We start from the raw sequence: 26,003 nt of genomic DNA, 5'->3' as shown, positions 1-26,003 counted from the left end.
AAATATATAATACTATTGCTTAGGTTGCTTTATACCTCCACTATAATATTGCATTGCAAAAAAGTAAAATTATATCAAAGTGGGTACGCCGCTTATATTCCTATTGTGCTATCAATAGGCTCTGGGAGAAAAAGGGAGTTGACACAATGAGTTCGAAAGGCTCGCCTGAGGTCAAACGTGACCGGCCATGGATGTTTCGTACCTATGCAGGGCATTCGACCGCCGCTGATAGTAATCGGCTATATAGGACCAATCTAGAAAAAGGCCAGACAGGTCTTTCTGTTGCCTTCGACCTTCCCACTCAGACTGGTTATGACCCTGACCACCCTTTATCCAAAGGCGAAGTCGGGAAAGTTGGTGTTCCAGTCTCTCACCTTGGTGATATGCGAGCACTGTTCAACGAAATTCCTTTGGAACGTATGAACACATCCATGACTATCAACGCCACAGCTCCCTGGTTACTCGCACTTTATGTAGCCGCAGCTGATGAGCAGGGCGCTGATCGGTCTCAGCTAGCTGGAACCACCCAGAACGACCTTATTAAAGAGTACTTGTCACGCGGTACATATGTATTTCCTCCAGCTTCATCCATGCGCTTAACAACGGATGTAATTTCCTGGACCTACAAGAATATGCCGAAATGGAACCCCATGAATGTGTGTTCCTATCACTTGCAGGAAGCTGGGGCGACACCAGTTCAGGAACTCTCCTTTGCCTTGGCAACGGCAATTGAGATTCTTGACCGCATAAAAGCAGATGACACCATAAGTAGTGAGGACTTCCCTGCCGCGGTTGGCCGTATTTCATTCTTTGTGAATGCCGGCATGCGTTTCGTTACTGAAATGTGCAAAATGCGAGCTTTCACGGAGTTATGGGATGAAATTTGCCGCGAACGATACGGGGTGGAAGAGGAACGCTATCGCCGCTTCCGTTATGGCGTGCAGGTGAACTCCCTTGGATTGACAGAGCAGCAACCTGAAAACAACGTTTACCGCATCCTCCTTGAAATGATGGCAGTTGTTCTTTCTAAAAATGCTCGTGCTCGGGCAGTACAATTGCCAGCATGGAACGAGGCACTCGGCCTTCCAAGGCCATTTGACCAGCAGTGGTCACTGCGTATGCAGCAAATTGTTGCCTATGAAACCGACCTGCTTGAATATGCTGATATATTTGATGGTTCAAAAGAAATTGAGACCAAGGTCGAGACATTAAAAGCTCAGGCCCGCGAAGAACTAGCCCACATTGAAGGAATGGGGGGAGCTGTTGCTGCAGTTGAAAACAGCTATATGAAGCAGCAGCTTGTGAACGCCAACAGCCGCCGCCTGGAAGGCATTGAAAGTGGCGATCAAACCGTTGTTGGTGTAAACAAGTGGACGCAAAGTGAGCCCTCTCCTCTTAGCGGCGGAGAGGATGGTGGCATCCTGACTGTCCCCGACCATGTGGAAACGGAAGCTGTTGAGCGCATAACGCAATGGCGAGCCCAGCGCGATGACAATGCAGTTCAGCAAGCCCTTGAATCCCTAAGAAAAGCCGCCCGTGGTTCAATGAACATTATGGGTCCGTCCATTGCATGCGCAAAAGCTGGCGTCACGACGGGAGAATGGGGAACTGCTCTTCGTTCTATTTACGGTGAGTACCGAGCCCCAACCGGCGTTGGCAGAGCAGCTAGAAATGACGCGGAAGATTTGCAGCCCGTTCGCGATGCAGTCAATGCTGTTTCTCGCAAATTGGGCCGCCGCCTTAAATTTCTCGTTGGCAAACCCGGTCTTGATGGCCACTCCAATGGTGCCGAGCAAATTGCAGTGCGGGCCAGAGATAGCGGTATGGACGTAATCTATGACGGAATTCGTTTAACGCCGGAACAAATCGTTGAAAAAGCTATTGAAGAGCAAGCCCATGTTATTGGTCTCTCTATTTTGTCTGGCTCACATATGGCACTTGTCAAAGATGTCCTCACAGAGCTGAAAAAACGAAATTGGACATCCATCCCTGTTGTTGTTGGCGGTATTATTCCAGAGGATGATGAGCAAAGCCTGCGGAAAAGCGGTGTGACTTCTGTTTATACCCCAAAGGACTTCCAGCTCTCCGACATCATGATGGATATTGTCTCAATTCTAGATGAAAAAGCAGACACTCTAACTGAAGCCTCCTAGCCGAAAGGCTGGTTTACAATGGCAGTGCATTTAATGATTTGCACTGCCACTTTTTCATCTAGTCTTCACTCGAGAAAAACAAAGAGTGAAAATCAGGCTCCCCAATACCCGTCCTCATCAAGTAGCCCCTAGATTACTGTAAACTCCTGTCAACTTTTACCTTTTTTCTCTGGGTTTTTTGCTGGTATTCACCTAGCTTTCACGGAAATCGCATCAAAACCTGGGCAGAGTTAATGACACAACACCTCAAAATCGTAACTTGGAACATAAATTCGGTTCGCTTACGCCTGCCCATTGTTGAGAAAATGCTGTTGGATCATGCCCCCGATGTCTTATGCCTACAAGAAACCAAATGTCCTGATGGAAGTTTTCCTGAAGCAGCCATTAAAAAGCTCGGCTACAAATACATAGAAATGCATGGGCAAAAAGGCTACCATGGCGTAGCCCTAATTTCTCGCCTGCCTCTTCTCAATGTTGAAAAGAAAGAGTTTTGCGAAATGGGCGACACGCGCCACATTGCAGCAGATATTGAGTTTAATGGTAGCAGCTTCAGATTACATAACTTCTACGTGCCCGCCGGCGGGGACACTCCAGACCCCAAAGTGAATGAAAAGTTTGCCCATAAGCTCAAATTTCTCGAAGAAATGAAAAGCTGGTTTTCTGGTTTCAAAGGACAATCCGTTGTCGTTGGGGACTTAAACATTGCCCCATATGAGACAGATGTCTGGTCGCATAAACAACTTTCGAAAGTTGTCAGCCATACTCCGCTAGAAAGCGAGCAACTCGAAGCAGTTCGCGAGTCTGGCGGCTACGTTGATACCATGCGTAAGCATATCCCCATGGATCAAAAGGTCTATACTTGGTGGAGTTATCGCGCCAAGGATTGGTCTGCAGCAGATAAAGGCCGCCGTCTTGACCATATCTGGATGACTCCCGACCTAGCGCATTATACTAAAGACGTGCATGTCCTGAGAGATGCGAGGGGCTGGGAAAAACCATCTGATCACGCCCCTGTTTTCGCTCTTCTGGAGGCCTAAACTTCACTTGATGGGTGCAGGATAACTTTTCCCTTGGCACGACGAGAGGAAATTTCATCAAAAGCCTTTTCGAAGTCTTCAAATGAATAAACCGCATGAATTCGGGGGCGAATGCTCCCGCTTTTCAGCCAATCAAGTAGCTGCAGCATATCCTTTTTGTGTTCCTCAGGTTCTTCATCAATAGCGCGCCCCCAAAATACACCACGAACATCACACCCTTTGAGCAAGGTTAGATTTGCTGGGAAGCTCTGTATATCTCCTGAAGCAAAGCCAACCACGAGATAACGACCACGCCACGCCATTGCCCGAAGAGCAGGTTCCGCCAAATCTCCTCCAACAGCATCGTAAACGACATCGACACCTTTTCCGTTCGTCAGTTTTTTCAGCGTCCCTTTTAAATCCTCGTCACTATAGTTGATCAGTTCATCAGCTCCATGTTCCTGAGCAACTTTCAACTTATCTTGAGAAGATGCGCAGGCAATAACATGAGCCCCCATTGCTTTGGCAACTTCAACAGCTGCAAGACCAGCTCCGCCAGAAGCCCCCAGTACAGCAACAGTTTCACAGGGTTTCACATCTCCACGTCCACGTAATCCATGAATGGCAGTGCCATACGTGATCATTAAACCGGCTGCATGATCATAATTGACCCCATCGGGGATGAGTGTCAACTTGTCTGCTTCAACTACAAGTGTCTCTTGTGCTGCGCCCCAAATCATGTAGGCAATAACAGCATCGCCCTTTTGCACAGTAGAGACTTCACTACCAACTTCATCAACAATACCTGCAAACTCACCACCCGGAGAAAAAGGTGGTTCAGGCTTATATTGATATTTTCCTTTGACCAATAACGTATCAAAGAAATTTAAAGCCGTAGCTTTGACTTTGATGCGGACTTGCGAAGGACCAAGTTCGGGTTCTGGCAAATCCTCCAAAACCAAATCACTGGCTGGCCCATACTGTTTACAGATGATGGCCTTCATCATTCATCCCCCACTCTTCTCGGCTTCAATTGCATTATCAATCTAGGCATTGAACACATAATTTGAACCTCACCAAAGGGACAGTTTTCTCCGAGGCTAACCATGAAAACTTGCAAGACCCAGTTTCAAACGTTAAGACCCAACAAAATTCCAAAAAGAGACGAGAATATATGCGCGGTTACTTTGCTGTTGGCTCAGAAGGCCTATCAAAACCTATGAATGTTGGAACCTTGATGCGTACCGCACATGCTTTTGGTGCCAGTTATTTCTTTACGGTCAATGCTGATCCCCGTCTTGATCGCGCGCCCCGTTCCGACACCTCCAAAAGCGTAGACCATATTCCGCATTTCAAATGGCAAGGTATTGAGGAAATGCGTTTCCCGCGCGGGTGCAAACTTGTGGGTGTTGAACTTACTGATGATGCAATCGAACTCCCCAGTTTTGGGCACCCGTTACAGGCCGCTTACATACTGGGTCCAGAGCGAGGTAGCCTCTCCCCTGCCATGCAGGAAAGATGCGATTATATCGTAAAAATTCCAACTAAATTCTGTGTCAATATTGGCATTGCAGCATCCATCGTCCTTTATGACCGCTTTACAGTTCATGGCAAATATGCGCCGCGGCCCCTTACAGCAGGCGGCCCAAAAGATCCGCTTCTGGAGCACATACACGGAACCCCCAAATTCCGGAGTGAACGCCGATTACCCGGCATGGAATAAATTTCCAAAACGAATCACATAGAGTCACCAATACAAAAGCGAGAACAGGCAGCATACGACTTTCTGGTTTGCAGAAAACATTAATGTCTCTATAAAATTATTGGATTGGAACGATAATCTAAGCTGCATTATACTGAATCTATACTTAGAGAAGTGGAGGTAAAACCATCCATAAAAACACTATTATCTAGAGGTATAGATACATAGTTCTATCAAGAGTGGAAAAATTAAAGCCCACATTTTAAAAACAGATTTGATCTTTTGGGTAATTGACCATAAAAGACAATTAGATAGTCATAGACGCTGCAACTGGGGTTACGAAGCTTTCGATTTTTCAATGGATAATTGTCGCTGCATAACTCGCAAATTTTGGTAGGCTGCCACAGTATTGCCCGCTTCTTGGGGACTTTTGGTGGCTTCCGGCTAGTTATGCTCTGAGGTTGTGTGGTAACCGTTTTACTCTCAACCTTTTCGTAACCATCTTTAAGGTAGTCTTAAGACTAAAATTTATATTCGGCTGTTTACGTTTCTAATGTGTTCAGCACAGAGAAAGCGGTTTGGAGAAGATGCAAACACGTATCCTGATGACGGCCCTTGTGGCTTTCGGTCTTTCTGGGGCAGCTGCAAATGCGCAGTCACCTTCTTTGGTGAAACAAAATAAAGACTGGCAGACATACACATATTCCGGTCAAAATGGCAAAGTCTGTTATGCGCTTTCAAAGCCCACACAGCTGCTTCCTTCAGACCGCAATCATGGCGATGTCTTTTTCTTTATCTCCACGCGCCCTGCAGAGCGCGTGAAAAATGAACCAAGTGTCATTGTTGGCTATGACTTCAAAGAGGGGTCGATTGTTACAGCCGATGTGGATGGACAAAAGTTCAATATGTTCACAAAAGGTGATGGCGCTTGGGTGCAAAACGCAGCTGAAGAGCAGCGCCTTATATCTGCCATGAAAGCCGGACGAAAGTTGACCGTTTCCGGTGTTTCCAAGCGTAATACCAAGACAACCTATGAATATTCCCTGAGCGGTGTAACCGCGGCAATTGGAGAAGCTGATAAAGCCTGCCAATAAAAAGCGGCCTTTACTCCTTTGTTTGCTGAAGCGATTTGCAATCTAGGTGACGAACTAGATAGCTCTATTTGTGGCAGGTTTAAGTCCATTTTGAAATATTGGCATTATGGGCTTCCAACTCGCTGTAGATCAGGTATAACCCTTTTCAAAATTAGGCGGTGGCCAATGGTCGCCGCCTCTTATATTTTGAAGAAGGAATAGAGCGCGTCGATACGCAGCTCACCTTTGGCAACCTCAAAACCGATGGAATAAAACATGGCGATATCGCTCGACATCGCGCACAAAGGAACGAACGCAAACGTATCCGCTGCTGCGTCCAATGCCGTTACTGATATGAAAGAAGAAAAGCCTTCTCTAATCGGCCTTGACCGCGAAGACCTTGGCAAGGCGTTGGAAGCTGTGGGTGTCGCTCCCAAACAAGTGCGGATGCGAGTGAACCAGTTGTGGCACTGGCTCTATGTTCGAGGTGTTTCAGACTTCGACAAAATGTCCAATGTCTCAAAAGACTTGCGGGCCAAGCTCAATTTTGCATTTACAATCGAGCGCCCTGAAGTCGTTTCTGAACAAATTTCTGTAGATGGTACACGCAAGTGGCTCTTCCGCTTTCCCTCTCGCGGCGCAGGCAAGCCTGTCGAAGTTGAAACTGTTTACATTCCCGAAGAAGATCGCGGCACTCTCTGCATTTCCTCTCAAGTCGGATGCACACTCACTTGCACCTTCTGCCACACAGGAACTCAGAAGCTGGTTCGCAACTTAACAGCGGAAGAGATCCTTTCTCAACTTTTGATCGCAAAAGACCGTCTAAATGACTTCCCTGATGCCGATGCTCCAGAAGGTGGATTGGAAAACAACTCGAACCGCCGCAAAGTTACCAACATAGTAATGATGGGCATGGGCGAACCGCTCTATAACTTTGAGGCTGTTAAAAAAGCTCTCTTGATTGCTTCGGATGGAGATGGTCTTTCCCTTTCCAAACGCCGCATCACTCTCTCCACATCTGGTGTCACCCCCATGATTGGCCGCACTGGTGATGAAATTGGGTGTATGCTTGCAATTTCCCTTCATGCCGTGACAGATGAACTGCGTGATGTGCTTGTTCCTATTAACAAAAAATACAATCTAGAAACGCTCTTGCAATCCTGTCGCGACTACCCCGGTCTTTCCAACGCAAAGCGTATTACTTTTGAATACGTTATGTTGAAAGGCATCAATGATAGTCTGAAGGATGCAAAAAAGCTGGTGCAGTTGTTAAAAGGCATTCCAGCCAAAATTAACCTGCTTCCATTTAACCCGTGGCCCGGCTCTCCCTATGAATGTTCAGAGTGGGAGCAAATTGAAGCATTTGCAGATGTTGTCAATAATGCAGGCTATGCCTCTCCAATTCGCACCCCTCGAGGCCGCGATATTTTCGCAGCATGTGGCCAGCTCAAGTCAGAATCCGAGCGTTTGAGGAAAGCTGAACGAGAGGCTCTAGAGAAAGCATCAGCTTCAGGTACTGCTTGAACTCTGGATAAAAATACACGATGACTACAATGCCCGTAGCGTAAAAACTGCGGGCCTTTTCTATCTAGCACCAGCAGTCAAAAAGAATAACCGGTGGTTTGTAGTCTGGATACCGGATCAGCGCTTCGCTTGTCCGGTGTGACCCAAGGGGTTTAACAGACCTTGCCACGCATGCTGCCGTCATCCCGACAAATGAGCCGGGATCCAAACATACCAACAGGTTTGTAATACTGCAGCTTGGTATAGGCCATATATATGCCTAGCTCTCACTTTCTAACTCCGAAAAAACAAACCCATGTTACCTTTGAGAGTTATACCAACGGCACTTATAATTGACTTGTATGCGCCCAATTTCGTCTACCGATTGATGTGATTGTGTGGGGTTGTTGAATAAGCTTATTCCAAGCGGAACAGGCGGCATCGACAATTTCCTGGTAGTCTTGAAAGGTTCGGTTAGAGAGCCAGTTTTGCCGTAAGTACTGCCAAACATTTTCAACCGGGTTGAGCTCCGGAGAACGGGGTGGGAGCAGCAAGATGGTTATCTTATCAGGCAACTTCAGTTTTGCCGTTGTATGCCAACCCGCTTGATCCATCAGGACCACTGCGTGCGCCCCTTTGGCGACGGTTCGGCTGATTTCTTTAAGGTGAAGCTGCATGGAATTGGTATTGGCTTTGGGCAAAACAAGTGCTGCCCCTTTGCCGTGGGCGGGGCAGATGGCCCCGAATACATAAGTTGATTGATAGCGCCCGTCGCTGGGAGCCCGTGGTCTCGTTCCTTTTTTTGCCCACCTTCTGGTGAGCCCATTTTTTTGACCAATGCGGGCTTCGTCCTGCCACCAGATTTCCATGGATGTTTGTGAGGGCAAGCGCGCTTTTATTTCTTTAAGCCGGGCATGGAAGTTTTTTTATATGTCTCCATAACTTGCTCGTCCTGTGCCGGGTGCTGTGGCCGAACGCTGACCCGAGAAAATCCCAGAACTCTGAGGAGGCTTGAAATAGCCCTTTCGCTATAGCTGACCCCAAACTTCTGCTCGATCACACCTTGCAGATCCCGCCGACGCCAGCGAATTACGCCGTGTTGTTGTAAATCAGGCCCAGCCTCAACCAGATCTGCAAATTCAGCCATTTGCTCTTTATTTAACCACCGGACACGGCCCGGGATCTTACGATTGTACAGGCCGTGCGGCCCTTCTGCGTTAAACCGATGCACCCAGTCTCGCAGTGTTTGGAGGTCCATGCCGCCCATGCGTGCCGCCTCCAAGCGCGACAACCCATCATAAACAGCAGCAAGAGCAAGAAGGCGGCGGCTCTGCCTGACATCCTTACTTTGACAAGCAAGAGTTCGTAACGAAGAAGCATCATAGTCTCGGCGCAATGGGATCGCTGACATTGGGAATCTCCTTTCCCAATGTTGAATCACAATTCAAGTGATTTGGGAATCCTCATCCCGAGTCAAAAACAGGTGCCGTTGGTATTATACCAACGGCACTTATAATTGACCTGTATGCGCCCAATTTCGTCTACCGATTGATGTGATTGTGTGGGGTTGTTGAATAAGCTTATTCCAAGCGGAACAGGCGGCATCGACAATTTCCTGGTAGTCTTGAAAGGTTCGGTTAGAGAGCCAGTTTTGCCGTAAGTACTGCCAAACATTTTCAACCGGGTTGAGCTCCGGAGAACGGGGTGGGAGCAGCAAGATGGTTATATTATCAGGCAACTTCAGTTTTGCCGTTGTATGCCAACCCGCTTGATCCATCAGGACCACTGCGTGCGCCCCTTTGGCGACGGTTCGGCTGATTTCTTTAAGGTGAAGCTGCATGGAATTGGTATTGGCTTTGGGCAAAACAAGTGCTGCCCCTTTGCCGTGGGCGGGGCAGATGGCCCCGAATACATAAGTTGATTGATAGCGCCCGTCGCTGGGAGCCCGTGGTCTCGTTCCTTTTTTTGCCCACCTTCTGGTGAGCCCATTTTTTTGACCAATGCGGGCTTCGTCCTGCCACCAGATTTCCATGGATGTTTGTGAGGGCAAGCGCGCTTTTATTTCTTTAAGCTGGGCATGGAAGTTTTTTTATATGTCTCCATAACTTGCTCGTCCTGTGCCGGGTGCTGTGGCCGAACGCTGACCCGAGAAAATCCCAGAACTCTGAGGAGGCTTGAAATAGCCCTTTCGCTATAGCTGACCCCAAACTTCTGCTCGATCACACCTTGCAGATCCCGCCGACGCCAGCGAATTACGCCGTGTTGTTGTAAATCAGGCCCAGCCTCAACCAGATCTGCAAATTCAGCCATTTGCTCTTTATTTAACCACCGGACACGGCCCGGGCTCTTACGATTGTACAGGCCGTGCGGCCCTTCTGCGTTAAACCGATGCACCCAGTCTCGCAGTGTTTGGCGGTCCATGCCGCCCATGCGTGCCGCCTCCAAGCGCGACAACCCATCATAAACAGCAGCAAGAGCAAGAAGGCGGCGGCTCTGCCTGACATCCTTACTTTGACAAGCAAGAGTTCGTAACGAAGAAGCATCATAGTCTCGGCGCAATGGGATCGCTGACATTGGGAATCTCCTTTCCCAATGTTGAATCACAATTCAAGTGATTTGGGAATCCTCATCCCGAGTCAAAAACAGGTGCCGTTGGTATTAGTATGTTCGTAGCCCACGCCCCTGCGGGGTATCTCCTTGGTAAGGCGATGATATCCCCTAAAGCACCTCTACGCTCAAGTTCGATGGGCGCTGTGGTACTTGGAAGTATATTTCCCGACTTGGATATGTTGTATTTCCACTTGATCGACAAAGGTCAAGTACATCACCATATGTATGTCACTCACTGGCCGCTTGTCTGGATTGGCCTCACTTTAATCACTCTTCTTATATTTCGAAGCGCTTCAAGTACTCGAAACCTAGTGCTATACTTTAGCCTCGGGGGGGTGCTCCATAATTGCCTGGATACTATTGCTTCACCAGTTTATTGGCTTGCGCCCTTTAGCTATACCGCGATTGAGCTGGTAACAGTCCCAGCGACCTACAATCATTGGATTTTTAGCTTTTTGCTACACTGGACATTTGGCATAGAGCTTTTAATTATTCTTGCGGCGACAGTAATGTTTTACAAAGACCTAAAAAGGTAGGCATACTTGCTACCTTTACAAGCGTTTAATAACGCAAAAGAGGCGCAAAATGCGCCTCTATAACTTTCCTGAAAGCACTCTAATTATGCAGCGCCTTTTCCTGCTGCGCGCTCTGCGCGTTTGCGGTCATGAGGGCACAATAGCGCTTTACGCAAACGGATGGATTCTGGCGTAACTTCAACCAACTCATCTTCAGCAATGTAGGATAGCGCACCTTCGAGGCTGAGTTTGATAGGAGTGGTCAACTTCACTGCATCGTCTTTACCGGAAGAACGAATGTTCGTGAGCTGCTTACCCTTCAAAACGTTTACTTCAAGGTCATTTCCACGAGTGTGTTCACCAACGATCATACCCTGGTACACTTTGGTACCCGGATCAATCATCATTGGGCCACGATCTTCAAGGTTGAACAATGCGTACGCAACTGCTTCACCCTGACCATTGGACAGCAAAACGCCCGTGTTACGTCCTTGAATAGCACCTTTGAACGGCGCATATTCATGGAATACACGGTTAAAGATTGCAGAACCACGTGTATCAGACATCAGTTCGGCCTGATATCCAATGAGACCACGGGTCGGAGCATGGAACACCAACCGGGAGCGACCGCCACCGGATGGACGCATTTCCAAGAGTTCACCTTTACGCTCAGTGATTTTTTTAACCACTGCACCTTGGAACTCATCATCAACGTCGATGATAACTTCTTCAACTGGCTCAAGGCGCTTGCCTGCTTCATCTTCTTGATAAACAACGCGAGGACGGCCAACACACAGCTCGAACCCTTCGCGGCGCATATTTTCAATCAAGATTGCTAGAAGAAGTTCACCGCGACCGGAAACAATAAAAGAATCTGCTTCTGCAGTTTCTTCGATTTTCAGAGCAACGTTACCTTCAGCCTCTTTCATCAAGCGCTCGCGGATAACACGGGACTGAACCTTAGAACCTTCCGTACCAGCCAAAGGACCATCATTCACGCGGAACATCATGGAAAGTGTTGGAGGATCAATCGGCTGGGCCTGAATTGGCTCCGTCACCTGAGGTGCGACAAGAGTATCGGCTACAGTAGCCTTTGCAAGGCCTGCAATGGAAACAATGTCACCAGCCAGACCTTCTTCAATCGGTTGGCGCTCAAGGCCACGGAATGCAAGAACTTTGGAGATACGACCTGTTTCAATCAGCTCCCCATCACGGGACAGCGCTTTTATAGGCATGTTTGGAACAGCAATGCCGGATGCAACGCGCCCGGTCAAGATGCGCCCAAGGAACGGATCGGATTCGATCGTAGTTGCCAGCAGGCGAAACTCACCTTCCTCGGACTCTGGTTCTTTCACATGATCAAGGATCATGTCGAACAAGGGTGCCATGCTATCTTGTGGACCGTCGGCTTCAAGATCCATCCATTCCTGCTTGGCAGAACCATAAACAACCGGGAAGTCCAACTGGTCTTCGTTTGCATCAAGGGCTCCGAACAGGTCGAATACCTCATCCAGAACTTCGTCAGCGCGTTGTTCAGGCTTGTCGATTTTATTGATTGCAACAATCGGACGCAGGCCAAGCTTCAAGGCTTTACCAAGTACGAATTTGGTTTGCGGCATCGGGCCTTCAGCCGCATCTACCAGAAGAACCACTCCGTCTACCATGTGAAGGATACGTTCCACTTCACCACCAAAGTCAGCGTGACCTGGTGTGTCAACAATGTTGATACGGGTGTCGTTCCACACCAGCGAAGTGTTCTTCGCCAAAATAGTGATACCGCGCTCACGCTCGATATCGTTAGAATCCATCATACGCTCTTCGGTGCGCTGGTTCTCGCGGAACGCGCCGGATTGCTTCAAAAGAACGTCGATAAGTGTTGTCTTGCCGTGGTCAACGTGGGCAATGATCGCAATATTGCGCAGTTTCATGAAGGCTCCATATAGCCATAGGGAAGGCACGCAGCTCGTTTAACCAACGGAAGCAGAACCTTCTACAGTGTTTACTGAAAGCAAAAGATGGGGACTTCTATCCTATTTTTGCGACAAATCAAATAAGCTCTTAGCGTTTGCTCTTCACTTCTGGGAAAGAGAAGGAGTTTTACCGGTTTGTCAGCTCCATCTGAGTACACTGCATGAATATCCAGTCTTCCTCTAAGAGTAAACCCGCTCTGCGCATTAATCTTGATTTTACGGAGGTTCCTGCAACTTCATAGCCATAAATCCAATGACAGTCCCAATCACAAGTGCCAATGATGTCGAAACAGACACCTTCGTACAAATGGATCTCTTTTAAAATAGGCGTACTCTTTTTCGTTTCCTGACCACCAGCACGAATATTGAGAGAGAGCCCTGGGGTTAGGGCCATAAAAACTTCGTTCGTTTCCACATATAGATGTCTCCACAGGCGACCTGGGGCGTCTATTTGGTGATGGAAAGCATAACCTCTTTCCATAAAACTCATTTCGATATTGGCTATTTGCTTGGAAGTCCGCTTATAAGTACTTGGTGACACTTATTTTCCCCAAAGGGATAACAGAAAGCTCGAAACTTAGTGAGCGCTAAGCTGTAAAATGTCCCTATTCCTTTCACACCTTAAGTGTACTCACCCTAATTCTCGGCATAAAAGAGAACTTGAGCTGTTTTTACAATCCGCATATTACGTGCCACTAAATACAACCTATTGATTTAAGGTATATTTTTCTCATATCTCATTAATAGGTGAAAGTTCGCAAACCTCCCCAAACATCCATAATTCAATAATCAGGAAATTCCGTCGTCTTGACAGTCTCGGCTTGATTTTTATCTCAAAAAACTGCAATAGCCACCTCTGCTTCGGGTAATCTCAAAACGGTTTTTATAATGCCAGCTCCGCTCTTAAGTGCGCTAACATCAAAACGTCGTCCTCTTGTTATGGGCATTTTAAATGTGACCCCTGACAGTTTCTCTGACGGAGGGGTCTACAATGCTCCAGAAACTGCATTTCTTCATGCTCAAAAAATGCTGGAGGAAGGTGCTGATATTTTGGATGTAGGCGGAGAAAGTACACGCCCTGGCGCTACTGCAATTTCAGAACAAGAAGAGCTTGACCGAGTATTACCGGTGCTTGAAAAACTACGTGGCCTCAATACCCTTATCTCAATTGATACGTATAAAGCCAGTGTCGCAGAGGCGGCAATAAAGGCAGGTGCCCATATCGTCAATGACGTCTGGGGATTACAAAAAGACGAACGGATGGCCGAAGTTGTTGCTAAGGCTGGTGTCCCTGTAATCATGATGCATAATCGTAATGAAGCTGACGAAACTATCGATATTATGAAGGACATTAAGCTCTTTTTCGACCGCTCTATTGAGTTGGCCACCAAAGCTGGAATTTCTCACCACAATCAAATCCTTGATCCAGGTTTCGGTTTTGGTAAAGCTTACAGCCAGAACTACGAGATACTAAAGCGCTTTCAAGAACTGAAGTCACATGGAAGAGTTCTTCTAGCAGGGGCCTCCCGCAAAAGAATGATTGGTAACCTCCTGAATGTAGAGCCAAAAGACCGCATATTTGGATCTCTTGCCGTACATATACTTGCCATGACCGGTGGAGCTAGGATTATCCGGGCCCATGACGTGAAAGCCCATGTTGACAGCACCCACGTTTTTCATGAAATGCAAGAGCTCGGAGCCTAGAGCATGAAACGTGAAATGATAACATGTGCCCTTGGACTGGGGTCCAATCTTGGTGACAGCAATGCCTATATTAAAAGCGCAATCAGTATACTAGATCAAACTCCTGATATTGAGGTAATCGCCACCTCATCTCATTACAGAACTCCCCCTTGGGGCCCTGTCCCGCAAGACGACTATCGTAATTGTTGCGTAACAATTCGAACAAGCCTTTCAGCTCAAGAATTACTGCGAACTTGTTTAGGAGTTGAGGAAGATCTGGGCCGTACACGAGAAGAGCGTTGGGGACCGCGTACAATTGACATTGATCTCCTGCTATACGGAGACCAAACAGTTCAGGATGAAGGATTGGAGGTTCCACACCCAAGAATGGCCGAACGTGCTTTTGTTCTTATACCCCTTGCCGAAATCTGGCCAGACGCTCACATTGGCAATGGCTTGACTGTTCAAGCCGCCCTAAAAACTTGTCCTGATCAAGACGGTATTTACAAATTGCAGTGTTTACTGAACTCCTAGATTTCTGCGGTCTCTACTCCATTTGATCAATGTAAATTCGTTCCTGGATTTTTCTTTCGCAGAAATCATAAAAACAGCTTGAACCTCTAGTCACTGTAGGTCCTATCTTCAGTCACAGTACTAGAGAGAGCTTGGAGTTTGGAATGACAAAGCCGAAAAAACAAGGAAGACCAGAAACCGATCCGGTACAAGGCCAGAGCTTGGAATCCGGTAACTGCTGTACAGGTAACGACCAACAAGTACAAAAAAGCTCATGTTGCAGCGATAATCAAGGTAATGAGACGACCCATAATCATGATCACGCCCATGAGCACTCCCAAAACCATGGAGACCATAGTTGCGGATGTACACATGCGGAAACTGCATTACCCGATGTCGTAAGCTGGAAAGGGGCTAGAGCTTTTCGTGTCGAAGGGCTTTGTTGTGCTGATGAAATCGCCATTTTGAAAAGAGAAGTGGGACCAGTCGTTGGGGATAGTAACGCACTAGCCTTCGACGTGCTCAATGCGAAAATGCTGGTGTCACCTGCAGCAAAGGCGATCTCCGACGAAAAGATTATCAAAGCAGTCGGCATAACGGGAATGAAGGCGGCTATATGGAAGGATGAAGAAGCGGATGAGGCCCAAGCCAAACAACATAGGCTGTTGGGTCTTTGGACGCTCGCCTCAGGTGCTTTCTGGGGCATTGCTCTTCTCTTTCAAACTTATCAATACCTCGCAGCTGGCCAACAGCTTTCCATTAGCAATGTTTTTGAGGGCGCACCGTCAATAGGCACTGAGGTATTCTATCTGTTTGCCATAGTTGCAGGCGCCCGGTTCGTGGCGATCAAGGCCTACTATGCCGCCAAAAGCATGCGCCCTGACATGAACTTGTTGATGCTTGTTGCCGTCATAGGTGCCATTGCCATTGGAGAGTGGTTTGAAGGTGCAACTGTGGCATTCCTGTTCTCACTCTCACTCTACCTGGAAAGCTGGAGTGTCGGTCGAGCCCGAAGAGCCGTTGCTGCTCTTATGGACATTGCTCCCAGTACGGTGCGCATTATTACTGAAGATGGCAGCGAAACTGAGGTCGCGGCAGAAACGGTGTCTATCGGAACTCGCTTCATTATACGGGGTGGTGACAGAATTCCTCTGGACGGTATCGTCAAGAAAGGCATCGGAAGTGTCGATCAATCTCCAATTACAGGTGAAAGCGTTCCTGTCCTAAAAGAAGTTGGAGATGATGTCTTTGCCGGAACAATCAACGGCGAAGGAGCTTTTGAGGTCGAATCCACCAAAGGTACGGACGACACGATGCTCGCTCGTATCATTCGTCTTGTCAGCGAAGCGCAGGGAAGACGCGCTGCCTCGGAACAATGGGTTGAAAAGTTCGCCCGTGTTTACACTCCAATTGTTATGTTACTAGCAATATTAATGGCGATTATTCCCCCACTCCTATTTGGCCAACCATGGGAAACATGGTTCTATCGCTCCCTGATTCTGTTAGTCATCTCCTGCCCTTGTGCGCTGGTTATCTCTACTCCAGTTAGTATTGTTTCAGGCTTGGCATCCGCCGCCCGCAACGGAGTACTAATCAAGGGAGGGGTTTTTCTTGAACTCCCGGGAAAGCTCAAAGCACTTGCTTTCGACAAAACAGGAACCATTACGAACGGCCAACCTTCCGTAACAGACATCAGGCCATTGAGTGGCCATAGCGTGGAGGAGCTTTTGGTTCGTGCAGCCTCACTAGAGGCACGCAGTACCCACCCCTTGGCTGAAGCCATATTAACCCGCGCTAACGAAGAGGGCGTAAAGTTCTCTCCTGCAGACAATGTTGAGCTTCTACCTGGCCGTGGTTTGTCCGGTTCCCGAAATGGCAATCATTACTGGCTTGGGTCTAGAAGATTCCTAAACGAAAAGCACTTTGAAATTGGAGAGGCTGACAGCATTGCCAAAGAGCTTGAAGCCCAAGGTAAGACAGTCGTCGCAATTGGCAGTGAAGAGCATGTTTGCGGCATCATTGCCCTGTCCGATACCATCCGTGAGACAGCCGCAGATCTTGTGAAGGACTTGCATGCTTCAGGGATTGAAAAACTTGTAATGCTTACTGGTGATAACAAGTCTACAGCCGAGCGTGTCGCCAAAAGCGTTGGAATTGATGAAGTTAGAGCCGAGCTTCTCCCTGAAGATAAAGTCGAAGCGGTGGAAGCCCTTGCAGAAAAATATCCGACTGTTGCTATGATTGGTGATGGTGTGAATGATGCTCCGGCAATGGCGCGGGCAAGTTTCGGCATTGCGATGGGCGCTATCGGCTCAGATGCAGCAATTGAAACAGCCGATATTGCTCTCATGAAGGATGATCTTTCCAAGTTGCCTTGGCTGGTGGCCCATTCGAAGAGAACACTTATGATCATTCATCAAAATATTGGAATAGCTTTTGCTGTCAAAGGAACTTTGATTGTTCTCACAGCTGTTGGCCTTTCCAGCCTCTGGGGCGCAATTCTTGGTGATGTTGGAGCAACCCTTGTCGTTGTTGCGAATGCTATGCGCCTTATGAAGGAGTAAGATGTCGAGTTAGGGCTGGGCTCTTATAAGCCCAGTTCTAGTTTCTGATTACTTTCGAAGCAATATCCGCCAGATGCCTGACAATCGGCCAGCAATAATCCAATATACAAACCCGCCTATAAACCCTGCCGAAGCTGCGATACTGGAACCCGGACGTAGTAATCTTAGGTTCACATCCGAAGGTATTTGTCCACCCAAACTCCACAGTACGAGCGCAATAACTCCGCCAACGGCAACGTGATAAACCACGCTACGCAGGCTCATGAACTCCGCACACAAAATCGCAACCAAACTTGGAATTACTGATAACGAACCAAAGATGCTGGCTGCCATATATGTAGTCCACACCATCGCAATAAACCCTACAGGATCACTTGCTGGAGTTCCCACTTCAAACAGCCCCCAAGAGATAAACAGACCAGCAGCAATAAGCCCCATGATATATCCGCAAATAATTCGGATGGATTGAAAGAAAAGTCTGCGGGCATCAATCATTCTAAAAACCATTCATGTCAGATTATTCAGCTCTATTGGAAATTAACAATTAGTATTCTTCCCGCCCCCACCGTGCCCTCCTACATGCTCATCGCGATTACTCAAAGCCAAGTTTATAAAAGCAAAGTCAGAATATTACATATAGGTACTCAATTCTGGCAGGAGGCTTTCTTGGGTAGTTCGACTTGAGTCCGATATCAAGGAGTATGATTGCTGTAGCTCATCTTTGGCGAAAGTAGGCCCTAAACGCCTATCCGAAAACAGACCACCCTGTACGCTGAACCAGTTTTTCTAGAGCTAGTGTGCCCAGCAGAGAGTTGCCGAAGCTGTTCAAACCCGGAGACCACACAGCAACTGAGGCGATCTTAGGTACAATCGCAAGAATACCCCCACCGACTCCACTCTTACCAGGAATTCCTATTCGGTAGGCAAAGTCACCCGAACCGTCATAGTGCCCACAAGTCATCATAAGTGCATTGATCGCCTTTACACGACTTTGAGAAATAAGAGGGTTGAATTCAGGAAGCCCACACAAAAAACGCCCAGCCAAGGCCAATTCCTTGCAGTTCATTTCTATTGCACATTGATGGAAATAGGTGCCAAGCGTAAGATCCGGACTATGGACTAAGTTATTATGTGCGCGCATATAATGTGCTAGCGCGAAATTACTGTGCCCAGTTTCCTTCTCAGAATGGGCAACAGCGCCATTAATGAAAATGGAATCTGATCCTGTTGCAGATCGTACAAACTGGAGAATTTCAGCCAAAGTTTCTTTAGGCGTAGCTCCAACCATAATCGCATCGGTTGTCACTATTGCTCCAGCGTTGATGAAGGGGTTCCTTGGAACTCCACCTTCCAGTTCTAACTGTACTATAGAGTTGAAAGCTCGCCCGGAAGGTTCACGCCCTACGCGATTCCACAACTGATGCCCCAAACGACCCAGTGCAATCGCCAAAGTGAAAACTTTGGACACACTTTGAATAGAAAACTTAATTTCAGCATCACCCGCGCAGTACACTTGGCCATCATTCATACAAACACTGATACCAAACTGTTTGTAATTGACGCGTGCAAGCTCTGGAATATAATCGGCAACAGCCCCCCACTCTTTGGCCTGTTTAATCTCCGAAACAATATCCTGCAGTATCTGGGCTAGGTCTTTTCCGTCCTTCATAGTCCCTCAAGACGCATATTATTTACATTTGCGGCTTTTATTATACTGCATCACACCTGTTGAACGCGATTATAAAGCCAAAATATATCAAAATAAGTCGGACTAGCTTGTGGCATTGGTTAATACAGAGATCATTAAGGCGGGAATAAAAAAGGCGGACTACTAAACAGCCCGCCTAAAGTTCATCAATCTCAGCCACCACAGGAGATTTGATTGAGCAACAATGCCACAGACACAGGTTCAAGCAACCTCTACAAAGGTCTACATTCCCTGCAATTACTGCGCAGGCTCGCCATTTTCATGTTGACGGCCAAAGTTTGGTTCCGAAGTTTCCTGCCCTGCATCGATCAAATCTCTCCGAATTCCGCGGGTTCTCGTGAATAGTTGGTGTAGAGCGTCTCCATCGCTCCACCGAATGGCCCTTTGCAGTGCTGAAAGATCTTCAGAGAATCTTGAGAGCATCTCCAGTATTGCATCTTTATTGTTTAAACAAACATCACGCCACATAATTGGATCGGATGCAGCCAAACGGGTGAAATCACGAAAACCAGAAGCAGAGTATTTAATTACCTCCGATTTTGTCACAGTCTCCAAGTCATCGGCAGTACCAACAATGTTATAGGCAATGATGTGCGGCAAATGAGAAACTACAGCAAGCACGAGATCATGGTGCTCCGCATCCATAACCTCCACTGTTGAACCACAAGCCTTCCAAAACTCGACCAGTTTATCCAGTGCAGTGGCGTCCTCGCCCGCTTCTGGCGTTAGAATGCACCACCGGCCATCAAAAAGAGAGGCAAACCCAGAATCCGGCCCCGAGTACTCGGTTCCTGCGATTGGATGCCCTGCAATAAAATACACATCTTGAGGGATATGAGGACGCATTGCCGCTATCACGGCTTTTTTCACCGATCCTACATCCGTTACAATCGCCCCCTTTTTTAAACGGGGAGCGATTTGCTTTGCGACAGCTTCGGACGCACCGACCGGAACACAAACAATGACAAGGTCCGCCCCTTCAACAGCATCACCAGCATCAAGATAATATCGGCTTCCTAATCCTAACTCTTCAGCACGCTTAAGCGTGTTCTCTGAGCGTGTGGAAACGATTATCTCTGCAGCGATTTTTTCTCGCTCCATGACACGTGCAAGTGATGATCCGATCAGACCGATACCGATCAGAGCAACGCGTTGAAAGAGGAATTCAGGCATTTGTTTGTTTGTTCAACTCTATTTTAGAAAGTCGGCTAGATGTTTCACAACATCGCGATTGGCTTCTTCAGTTCCGATTGACATCCGCAGCGCATTGGGGAATCCATAGGCATCAACCCTACGTAAAATGCAACCACGTTCCAGTAGATATGCATCCGCATCCGCAGCTCTTTTACCGAGTTCTTCAGGAAAATGGACCAAAATAAAATTGCCAACACTCGGCGTAACTTTCAGACCAAGTTTACCGAGCTCCTTGCTCACCCATGGCAACCACTGTTGATTGAAAAGGACTGCCGCCTCCAAAAAAGCCTGATCCCTAACAGCCGCTGCTCCCGCAGCTATCGCTGCAGAGTTCATATTGAAAGGCCCACGAATACGGTTCAAAGCATCTATTATATGATCTGGCGCGTAACCCCACCCAACACGTAGAGAAGGCAATCCATATACCTTGGAGAAAGTCCTGGTCATCACTACATTCTGGGATGTGGCGACCAGTTCAATTCCAGCTTCATAATCATTTCGACGGACATACTCAGCATAGGCGGCATCCAGCACCAAAACAGTCGTTTTGGGCAAGCCAGCGTGGAGACGGCGAATCTCCTTGAATGGAATATAAGTACCCGTTGGATTATTCGGATTCGCGATGAAAACCATCTTCGTTTTCTCGCTTATCCTTTCAAGAATTGCATCAACATCAGTGGTAAGGTTCTTTTCGGGGGCCACAACAGGCGTCCCGCCAGCCGCAAGAGTTGCAATATTATAGACTAAAAAGCCATGCTCAGTGAAAATGGCTTCATCACCCTCACCAAGATAGGCGTAGGCAAGCAGGCTTAGAATTTCATCGGATCCACACCCACAAATGATATTATCTGGATTTAAGCCATAAACATCTCCAATAGCTTCTCTGAGATTCGAGGCAGATGGGTCGGGGTAATGCTCAAAGTGAGATAACGCATGATACGCCTCGATCGCTTTAGGGCTGGCACCTAAAGGTGTCTCATTTGAAGAGAGTTTATAGATTGTCTGACCATTCTTCGCTTTGGCCTTACCTGGAACATACGGGTCTATTGCTAAAACACCAGAACGGGGAACAGGGCGGTCTGCCTGTTGATCCATCTTTTTATTTCCCATCATTAACTTTATTGCATATCTTACAATACGGTTTCCGAAAAAGCTAAACGCACTAACAAAACCCCACTTAGATTTAAGTCATCATAAATACTCTTAGCACTTTGAATAAATCCATTGAGCTCTTTACTCAAATTTATTGAATATGCAGTGTTTGACTTACCATAAAAACTACTATCACAGTGCCAAGAGACAGAAACTCAAAAAATGGAATTCAAAAGAACTCATTGACAGCCTTGCCCATCAAATTTAGCAAGCATCACATATTAAGCCAAAGGCTTTGGGGAAGTTTACGGAAAATGTCTAGGATACGACAAGAATGACCGACACCACGGGGACAGCTCCCTCCAAGAAGAGTGATCCTAACAAAACTATTATAAGTACCGCTGTCGAGCAGGTCTCAAGTCCTTCAAGTAAACTGATGGTATTTGATGAGAAAAATCCACTACGTCTCGATTCTGGTAAGGAACTTTCCCCTTGGCAAATCGCCTATGAGACCTACGGAGAACTCAATGCAGATAAGTCCAATGCTGTACTGGTCTGCCATGCTTTGACAGGGGATCAATATGTCGCCTCCCAAAATCCAGTAACTGGAAAACCTGGCTGGTGGCAATTAATGGTCGGTCCAGAAAGACCCGTCGACACAAATCATTATTTCGTTATCTGCGCGAATGTTCTTGGTGGCTGTTTGGGAACTACCGGCCCAGCATCCATTAATCCTCGATCTGGGGAACAATATGCGACTGACTTACCAATCGTCACCATTGGAGACATGGTGCGTTCACAAGCCAAGCTCGTTGAAGCACTCGGAATTGAAACACTCTTTGCTGTTATTGGTGGCTCTATGGGCGGAATGCAGGTGCTTCAATGGGCAGTAGCCTACCCTGAACGTGTTTTCGCTGCAATACCGATTGCAACTGGAGCACGTCACTCGTCTCAAAATATTGCATTCCATGAGGTTGGCAGACAAGCGGTGATGGCTGACCCTGAATGGTGCAGTGGTCAATATGCAAAGCATGGCAAGAGACCTTCTAAAGGACTTGCTGTAGCCCGGATGGCGGCTCACATCACTTATATGTCCGATGAATCTCTTCAAGACAAATTTGGACGGAATTTGCAGGACAGGCCTGCCTTCACTTTTGGGTTCGATGCAGATTTCCAAATCGAAAGCTACTTACGCCACCAAGGAATGACCTTCGTAGACCGCTTTGACGCCAATTCATATCTGTATGTAACAAGAGCCATGGATTATTTTGATTTAGCAGCCGCGCATGGGGGACTTTTGGCAAACGCTTTTAAAGGTACCAAAACACGCTTTTGCGTAATGTCATTTACAACAGACTGGCTCTTTCCAACTTCAGAGAGCAAATCTATTGTGCAGGCACTCAATGCTGCTGCAGCAAATGTCTCCTTCGTCGAAGTCGACAGTAGCCGAGGGCATGATGCTTTCCTTCTAAATGAACCGGAAATGTTCAAGACGATTTACGGGTTCCTGACTGGATCTGCCAAGGCCAGAGGAATTCCGGCCCCTGCCTCACATAATCCCTCAGCCGGCTAAACGCACAAATGACAGGCATTTCAATGAAAAATGTACGTGGTGATCATAAGATCCTTTGTGATTTTGTTGCACCGAATACCCGAATTATCGACATTGGTTGTGGCAAGGGAGAGCTTTTAGAGCTTCTGGTCAAGACGAGGGCAGTAGACGGTCGCGGGATTGAATTATCGCAGTCTGGCGTGAATGAATGCGTTTCTCGCGGTCTATCCGCCGTGCAGGGAGATGCAGATACAGATCTTGCGGCATATCCCGATAAATCTTTCGACTACGCAATCTTGAGCCAAACACTACAGGCGACCAAAAACCCGAAACACATCCTTTCAGAGCTGCTCAGAATTGGAGAAAAGGCTGTTGTGTCATTCCCGAATTTCGGCCATTGGAACAATCGCCTACAGCTGCTCATGAAGGGAAAGATGCCAGTTACTGACTATCTTCCATACTCATGGTATGACACTCCCAATATTCACTTTTGTACAATTCGAGACTTTATGGATATTGCTGAGGAGGTGGGCGCAAAAGTCCTCCAAGCGCAGGCACTAAATGCTCGTGGCAAACAGATTGGCTTTAAAGCACCATGGTGGTTCTGGAATCTGGTCGGCCATCAAGCTGTCTTTCTCCTAGAGAAGAAATAGACTTGAAGATTGCTTAGGCCTTGTCTGAGATTTTATAGGCAAACTCTTTTGCCTGTACACCTGCGGGCTTGCCATCGGGTAGGAAAACAGGACGTAAAACGCGTACAACCTTGTTCTGGCGCTTCGCAATACCTCGGTAAACCATTTTCTCAGCTTCAACCAGCACAAGCCCCGCGAAGGCAGGCCACAAAATATTACCCATCTGTTCAAAAGAGCGGGCAGACTTCAAAACCAATTTTGAAGTTGTCGGGGGAACAAAAAGCGCCTCCTCTCGAGAGGTCACTGTTAATCCATGATTTTCTAGAAAGTTCTCTAATTGCGGACGGGAGTATGGTCGACCATAGCCAAACGGAGATAACTCTGTTCTACACCAAGCGCCACGCCGATTTGGAACGACAACCAGAACCCGCCCGCCTGGTGCAAGAACTCTATATACCTCGTGCATTAGGCCATCAGGATCACTCGACATATCTAGTGAATGTACAAGCATGATTCTTTCAAAAAAAGCATCGGGCAGGGGCATGTTGTCCGGTTCCATAAGGAACGAACTGTTCGCAGCATTATCCTCACGGGGCCATTTCACAACCCCTTGCTTTGCGGGCATTCCCAACACAATACGTTCAGCTTCTTTTAGGTAGGGCCGAACGAAAGGGGCAGCATACCCCAACCCTAAAACACGGTATCCCCGCAATTCAGGCCAGACATTACGCAAACGGCTCCCTATTAGAACCCGCATAGTTCTGCCAAGAGGCAAATCATAGAATTCCTTCAAATGGGCGACGTCAAGATACATTAAACCAATCCAAGGAGTTTCTCTCTTCCTATCTATGGGGTGCAAATTTGCAGGACGCAACGTTCATTTGTACAAAAACCCATATCTATCTCCCTGTCCGGTCCATAATAATATTAGAGGTTGAAATTGAACTTTTCACCAACCAAGATACCAAGATCTGATCGGGCCTTGGGAGTATACTATGACGTCAGTACAAGTTCGCCAGTTTACCTGCTTGCAGGATAATTTCGGAGTTCTCGTCCATCACCCCGAAAGTGGAACAACCGTTGCCATAGATGTTCCTGACGCAAAAGCCTATATTGCGGCCCTTCACGCAACAGGTTGGTCTTTAAGCCACATTCTTATTACTCACCACCACTGGGATCATATTGGTGGCCTTAATGAGCTTGTAGAAGCCACCGGGGCTCATGTAACCGGCCCAGAGCGTTCACGTCAGAAAATTGCAGGAATGAACAATGCCGTCGAAGATGGTGATGATATTCTTGTAGGTCCACTGAAGATAAAAGCTATGGCAACGCCTGGTCATACGCTTGATCATATCAGTTGGTGGTTCACCGAAGAAGGCATCGCCCATACCGGTGACACACTGTTTGCTTTGGGTTGTGGCAGACTGTTTGAGGGTGATGCAGAAATGATGTGGAGCTCTCTTTCCCATCTAGTTAGGCAATTACCACCAGAGACAAAAATCTACTGTGGCCATGAATATACGCAGGCTAACGCAAAATTTGCCCTATCTATTGATCCAACAAACGAAAAATTAAAAATGAGGGCTTCTCAAATAAACGAGCTTCGAGCAAAAGGGGAAGCGACCCTCCCAACAACTATAGCGGAAGAGCTGGAGACCAACCCTTTCCTTAGAGCTGCAGATCCAGCCATTCAACAAAGTCTTGGCCTTGAAGGTGAAGAGCTCGCGATAGTTTTTGCCGAGATCAGGAAGCGAAAGGATAATTTCTGATGAAGACGCTGACGCCAGCTCGCATCATTCAAGAGTTGAATATGCAGCCCCACCCTGAGGGGGGCTACTTTGCTGAAACTTTTCGAGATGCAGAAGGACCAGAGGATCGAGGATACTCGACCCTTATCTACTACCTGTTAGAAAAGGGGCAAAAATCTCACTGGCACCGCGTAGATGCAGTGGAGTCTTGGCATTATTACGCCGGCACTCCACTTGAGCTATCAATCACAGATGGTGAGGCTCCGGTAAGTACAGTCATACTAGGTTCCAATTTGTTAACGGGACAACGACCTCAAGTAATTGTGCCACGCAACCACTGGCAATCCGCCCAACCCATGGGAGCATGGACCCTCGTCGGGTGTAGTGTAGCACCTGGCTTTTTGTTTTCCGGATTTGAAATGGCGGCCAATGACTGGACACCTCCCCAATAAATCAACTTTACCCACTCCGGTAAAACCAACCTCAAGTACTATAATGCGTGATTTTTCTGCAAAACCTATTGAGTTGTTTTAGGTGGTACTTTGATATGAGGAAGTAGAGAAAACGGCACCTGTTATCATATTTTATTATTTATTTACATATATTTACACATAAAATAACCCATACAGACGACTGAAAATAACAAACCAACGGGCGGACTGCGCTACAAGGAGCAAGTGTATTTTCCTAGTTTTCCGGTAGCTTGATTGAAACAGTACTTGCGTTGACAAAATTCACAGCTAGAGTGCGGCAATCTGGCGTAAAACGCCGCAGA

General features: G+C 47.3%; 23 protein-coding genes. 13 read left to right on the top strand and 10 right to left on the bottom strand.

Annotated features, from left to right (window positions below; all coding sequences use genetic code 11):
• Positions 1-146: 146 nt before the first annotated feature.
• On the top strand, positions 147-2,153 hold the full coding sequence (locus P6574_RS00480) for a protein meaA (RefSeq protein WP_310618450.1): 2,007 nt from the start codon (positions 147-149) through the stop codon (positions 2,151-2,153).
• A 233-nt stretch (positions 2,154-2,386) separates the two neighbouring features.
• Entirely contained in the window at positions 2,387-3,190 is an 804-nt protein-coding gene (gene xth / locus P6574_RS00475; protein WP_310618449.1) for an exodeoxyribonuclease III, read from the top strand.
• Here xth and P6574_RS00470 read toward each other — a convergent pair.
• Positions 3,187-4,173, bottom strand: a complete 987-nt coding sequence (locus P6574_RS00470) for an NADPH:quinone oxidoreductase family protein (protein ID WP_310622071.1) — start codon at positions 4,171-4,173, stop codon at positions 3,187-3,189. The two genes, xth and P6574_RS00470, sit on opposite strands and share 4 nt — an antisense overlap.
• Positions 4,174-4,343: 170 nt before the next feature.
• Here P6574_RS00470 and P6574_RS00465 point away from each other — a divergent pair, with 170 nt between their 5' ends.
• From P6574_RS00465 to rlmN, 3 genes are all read left to right on the top strand, one after another.
• Entirely contained in the window at positions 4,344-4,892 is a 549-nt protein-coding gene (locus P6574_RS00465) for an RNA methyltransferase (protein WP_310618448.1), read from the top strand.
• A gap of 566 nt (positions 4,893-5,458) precedes the next feature.
• Positions 5,459-5,965 carry an invasion associated locus B family protein gene (locus P6574_RS00460; RefSeq protein ID WP_310622070.1) on the top strand — a complete coding sequence of 169 codons (507 nt, stop codon included), beginning with the start codon at positions 5,459-5,461 and terminating at the stop codon, positions 5,963-5,965.
• Positions 5,966-6,298: 333 nt separating this feature from the next.
• Positions 6,299-7,468 (top strand): 23S rRNA (adenine(2503)-C(2))-methyltransferase RlmN, encoded by a 1,170-nt coding sequence (gene rlmN, locus P6574_RS00455; protein ID WP_310622069.1) that lies wholly within the window; start codon positions 6,299-6,301, stop codon positions 7,466-7,468.
• 326 nt (positions 7,469-7,794) lie between these two features.
• Here rlmN and P6574_RS00450 read toward each other — a convergent pair.
• Both P6574_RS00450 and P6574_RS00445 read right to left on the bottom strand, forming a co-directional pair.
• A protein-coding gene (locus tag P6574_RS00450; protein WP_310618447.1) for an IS630 family transposase occupies positions 7,795-8,858 on the bottom strand; the annotation gives its coding sequence in 2 pieces (ribosomal slippage) (positions 7,795-8,375 and positions 8,375-8,858; 1,065 coding nt in all).
• A 99-nt stretch (positions 8,859-8,957) separates the two neighbouring features.
• Positions 8,958-10,021, bottom strand: a protein-coding gene (locus tag P6574_RS00445) for an IS630 family transposase (RefSeq protein WP_310618446.1) whose coding sequence is annotated in 2 segments (ribosomal slippage) — positions 8,958-9,538 and positions 9,538-10,021 — 1,065 coding nt in all. Because the reading frame shifts where the segments join, the coding sequence is not laid out codon by codon here.
• Positions 10,022-10,110: 89 nt separating this feature from the next.
• Here P6574_RS00445 and P6574_RS00440 point away from each other — a divergent pair.
• Entirely contained in the window at positions 10,111-10,593 is a 483-nt protein-coding gene (locus P6574_RS00440) for a metal-dependent hydrolase (RefSeq protein WP_310618445.1), read from the top strand.
• A gap of 83 nt (positions 10,594-10,676) precedes the next feature.
• On the opposite strand, the gene typA is transcribed toward P6574_RS00440, so the two are convergent.
• A complete protein-coding gene (gene typA / locus P6574_RS00435; protein WP_310618444.1) occupies positions 10,677-12,500 on the bottom strand; it encodes a translational GTPase TypA in 1,824 nt (607 codons plus the stop codon).
• A gap of 169 nt (positions 12,501-12,669) precedes the next feature.
• A complete protein-coding gene (locus P6574_RS00430) occupies positions 12,670-12,936 on the bottom strand; it encodes a hypothetical protein (protein WP_310618443.1) in 267 nt (88 codons plus the stop codon).
• 494 nt (positions 12,937-13,430) lie between these two features.
• Here P6574_RS00430 and folP point away from each other — a divergent pair, with 494 nt between their 5' ends.
• The 3 genes from folP (at position 13,431) to P6574_RS00415 (ending at position 17,302) form a co-directional block, all read left to right on the top strand.
• On the top strand, positions 13,431-14,246 hold the full coding sequence (gene folP / locus P6574_RS00425) for a dihydropteroate synthase (protein ID WP_310618442.1): 816 nt from the start codon (positions 13,431-13,433) through the stop codon (positions 14,244-14,246).
• A 3-nt stretch (positions 14,247-14,249) separates the two neighbouring features.
• On the top strand, positions 14,250-14,759 hold the full coding sequence (gene folK / locus P6574_RS00420; protein WP_310618441.1) for a 2-amino-4-hydroxy-6-hydroxymethyldihydropteridine diphosphokinase: 510 nt from the start codon (positions 14,250-14,252) through the stop codon (positions 14,757-14,759).
• A gap of 143 nt (positions 14,760-14,902) precedes the next feature.
• Entirely contained in the window at positions 14,903-17,302 is a 2,400-nt protein-coding gene (locus P6574_RS00415; RefSeq protein ID WP_310618440.1) for a heavy metal translocating P-type ATPase, read from the top strand.
• A 48-nt stretch (positions 17,303-17,350) separates the two neighbouring features.
• Here the strand turns inward: P6574_RS00415 and P6574_RS00410 are convergent, their stop codons facing one another.
• From P6574_RS00410 to hisC, 4 genes are all read right to left on the bottom strand, one after another.
• Positions 17,351-17,809 carry a translation initiation factor 3 gene (locus tag P6574_RS00410; RefSeq protein WP_310618439.1) on the bottom strand — a complete coding sequence of 153 codons (459 nt, stop codon included), beginning with the start codon at positions 17,807-17,809 and terminating at the stop codon, positions 17,351-17,353.
• A 238-nt stretch (positions 17,810-18,047) separates the two neighbouring features.
• Entirely contained in the window at positions 18,048-18,971 is a 924-nt protein-coding gene (locus P6574_RS00405) for a glutaminase (RefSeq protein WP_310618438.1), read from the bottom strand.
• 276 nt (positions 18,972-19,247) lie between these two features.
• Positions 19,248-20,183, bottom strand: a complete 936-nt coding sequence (locus P6574_RS00400; protein WP_310618437.1) for a prephenate/arogenate dehydrogenase family protein — start codon at positions 20,181-20,183, stop codon at positions 19,248-19,250.
• An 18-nt stretch (positions 20,184-20,201) separates the two neighbouring features.
• Complete coding sequence (gene hisC, locus P6574_RS00395; protein WP_310622068.1) at positions 20,202-21,299, bottom strand: histidinol-phosphate transaminase; 1,098 nt, start codon at positions 21,297-21,299, stop codon at positions 20,202-20,204.
• Positions 21,300-21,630: 331 nt separating this feature from the next.
• Here hisC and metX point away from each other — a divergent pair, with 331 nt between their 5' ends.
• Together metX and metW are read left to right on the top strand one after the other, a co-directional pair.
• Positions 21,631-22,869 carry a homoserine O-acetyltransferase MetX gene (gene metX, locus P6574_RS00390; RefSeq protein WP_310618436.1) on the top strand — a complete coding sequence of 413 codons (1,239 nt, stop codon included), beginning with the start codon at positions 21,631-21,633 and terminating at the stop codon, positions 22,867-22,869.
• A gap of 23 nt (positions 22,870-22,892) precedes the next feature.
• Positions 22,893-23,501 (top strand): methionine biosynthesis protein MetW, encoded by a 609-nt coding sequence (gene metW / locus P6574_RS00385; protein WP_405048061.1) that lies wholly within the window; start codon positions 22,893-22,895, stop codon positions 23,499-23,501.
• 13 nt (positions 23,502-23,514) lie between these two features.
• On the opposite strand, the gene P6574_RS00380 is transcribed toward metW, so the two are convergent.
• A complete protein-coding gene (locus P6574_RS00380) occupies positions 23,515-24,294 on the bottom strand; it encodes a class I SAM-dependent methyltransferase (RefSeq protein WP_310618434.1) in 780 nt (259 codons plus the stop codon).
• Between the two features lie 181 nt (positions 24,295-24,475).
• Between P6574_RS00380 and gloB the strand changes: the two genes are divergently transcribed.
• Positions 24,476-25,249, top strand: a complete 774-nt coding sequence (gene gloB, locus P6574_RS00375) for a hydroxyacylglutathione hydrolase (protein ID WP_310618433.1) — start codon at positions 24,476-24,478, stop codon at positions 25,247-25,249.
• An 8-nt stretch (positions 25,250-25,257) separates the two neighbouring features.
• Positions 25,258-25,680 carry a cupin domain-containing protein gene (locus P6574_RS00370; protein WP_310622067.1) on the top strand — a complete coding sequence of 141 codons (423 nt, stop codon included), beginning with the start codon at positions 25,258-25,260 and terminating at the stop codon, positions 25,678-25,680.
• The last annotated feature ends 323 nt before the right edge of the window (positions 25,681-26,003 follow it).

The sequence above is a fragment of the Pseudovibrio sp. M1P-2-3 genome (genome assembly GCF_031501865.1).
Taxonomy (GTDB): Bacteria; Pseudomonadota; Alphaproteobacteria; order Rhizobiales; family Stappiaceae; genus Pseudovibrio; species Pseudovibrio corallicola.
Note: the sequence above shows the minus strand (reverse complement) of the source record. Positions and strands in the feature narration are given on the sequence as shown.